The organism is Pseudorhodobacter sp. MZDSW-24AT (assembly GCF_002794355.1).
Classification (GTDB): Bacteria; Pseudomonadota; Alphaproteobacteria; order Rhodobacterales; family Rhodobacteraceae; genus Pseudotabrizicola.
Window position 1 is genome coordinate 1 of the sequence record NZ_PGOI01000024.1, and the last position, 2,003, is coordinate 2,003.

Consider the following 2,003-nt stretch of genomic DNA (forward strand, 5'->3'; position numbering starts at 1 on the left):
GCTTCATAAAGCTGGCTGGGGTGGCGCGCGCAAAGGCCCACCACGCCCGGGCAGTTTTGCGCGGCATCGCCCGGAAAGGCCACACCCCACGGCATGCTGGTGGGGCGGCCCCACAGCTCGGCGTTGATGAAATTGGCGACCCGGCCCAAGAACAGGCCCAGCGGCGCGGCGAGGGCCATGATGTCCGCCGCCTTGAGCATCGGGATGCCCTCGCGGCGACAGAACAGGATGCCCGCGACAACGACGCCCAGAAAGCCGCCATGGAAGGACATGCCGCCTTCCCAGACCCGCAGGATGGCGGCGGGGTTTTGCAGGTAGAAGCCCGGCTGATAGAAAAGGACAAAGCCAATGCGGCCACCCAGGATGACCCCCAGGATCACCCAAGTGAGCAGGCGCTCTACCTGATCGGCCGTCATCGGCGCGGCGCCTGTCCACAGGGCGGGCCTGCGCAATGTATCCAGCGCCAACCGCCAGCCGCCGATCAGCCCGACGATATAGGCCAGCGCATACCAGCGCAGGGCCAGCGTCATGCCGAAGATTTCGACGGCAAAGATCTCGGGCGAGATCTGCGGAAAGGGAATGTAAGACATGGCACCTCGGCTGTCGGCTGGTTGCGTTGTCGGCAGGTGGGGCCAACTTGTCAATGTGCCGCGCCGTCTTGCGGCACGCGCGCGCCGGACCATATAAGAGAGGCAGAGCAACAAGGACCAGCCCCATGCAAAGCCGCAACAAGATCCTCGACGACCTGAGCCAGCTGATGACCAATGCCATGGGCGTGGCGCAGGGTGCCAAGACCGAGGCCGAGACGGCGATGAAGGGCTTGATGGACCGCTGGCTGGCCGATCGCGACTTTGTGACCCGCGAGGAGTTTGATGCGGTGCGCGCCATGGCCCTCAAGGCGCGTGAGGAAAACGCCGCTCTTGAAGCGCGGATCGCGGCCTTGGAAGCGGCAGGCAAAGCCAAGCCTGAGGGCTGAAGGGCCGGGGGCACCGCGCCGCGCCTGACGAAAACTTGTGCAAAGGCACGGGCTTCGGGCCCAGCATTCGCTTGATCCGGCCTCGGGGGGCTTTAAGGTGGCGCGAAACCGTCTGTCCGGAGTGCCTGCATGTCTGCCTTGAAGTCTCTGTCTCTTGCTGTTGGTCTGGTCTGTGCGGCGTCTGCCGCGCAGGCGGCATTTTGTTCCGACACCGGGGGCCGCTATGAGGCATGGAAACCCGAGATGGCCGCCGAGGCGCGTCGGGCCGGGGTGGGGGATCGCGGGATTGCCGCGCTGATGGCCACCAGCTATTCGCAGGCCACCATCGGGGCCGACCGCAACCAGCGCAGCTTCCGCTATACGCTTGATAAGTTCATGCAGGTGCGCGGGGCTGAAACGATCATCCGGCAGGGCAAGCAGCGCAAGGCGCGCAATGCCGATCTGTATCGCGCACTTGAGCAGCGTTATGGCGTGCCTGCCGGGGTGCTTCTGGCGATTCACGGCATGGAAACGGCCTTTGGCGGCTTCATGGGCGATACCAATATCGTCTCGGCCATCGCCACCCTGACCTATGACTGCCGCCGCAGCGATTTTTTCCGCCCGCATCTGATCGGCGCCCTGATTCTGGTGGATCAGGGTTCGATCACTTCGCAGTCCGTGGGCGCCAAGCATGGCGAATGGGGGCACACGCAGTTCTTGCCGGGCAATGCGCTGACCTATGGCGTGGATGGCAATGGGGATGGCAAGGTGGATCTGAACAATGCGGTGGATGCGCTAGCCTCGACCGCGAATTTCCTGCGCCAGAAGGGATGGCAGCCGGGTGCGGGCTATCAGGAAGGCGAGCCGAACTTTGCCGTGATCAAGCAATGGAACGCGGCAACCGTGTATCAGCAGGCCATTGCGATCATGGGCAAACGGATCGACGGCTGACGCTTCACTTTTCCTCTTGCACCCCGGCGGCACCTGCCCTATTCACCCCGCCAGTGGCCCGTTCGTCTATCGGTTAGGACACCAGGTTTTCAACCTG

3 protein-coding genes are annotated in these 2,003 nt (G+C 63.9%); 2 read left to right on the plus strand and 1 reads right to left on the minus strand.

Annotated elements, in window-relative coordinates; all coding sequences use genetic code 11:
• On the minus strand, positions 1–590 hold a 590-nt coding region (lgt, locus tag CUR21_RS18450; protein ID WP_100198534.1), incomplete at its 3' end, for a prolipoprotein diacylglyceryl transferase.
• Between the two features lie 125 nt (positions 591–715).
• Here lgt and CUR21_RS18455 point away from each other — a divergent pair.
• Entirely contained in the window at positions 716–976 is a 261-nt protein-coding gene (locus CUR21_RS18455) for an accessory factor UbiK family protein (RefSeq protein WP_100198535.1), read from the plus strand.
• A gap of 129 nt (positions 977–1,105) precedes the next feature.
• On the plus strand, positions 1,106–1,906 hold the full coding sequence (locus tag CUR21_RS18460; RefSeq protein ID WP_100198536.1) for a lytic transglycosylase domain-containing protein: 801 nt from the start codon (positions 1,106–1,108) through the stop codon (positions 1,904–1,906).
• Positions 1,907–2,003: the final 97 nt, after the last annotated feature.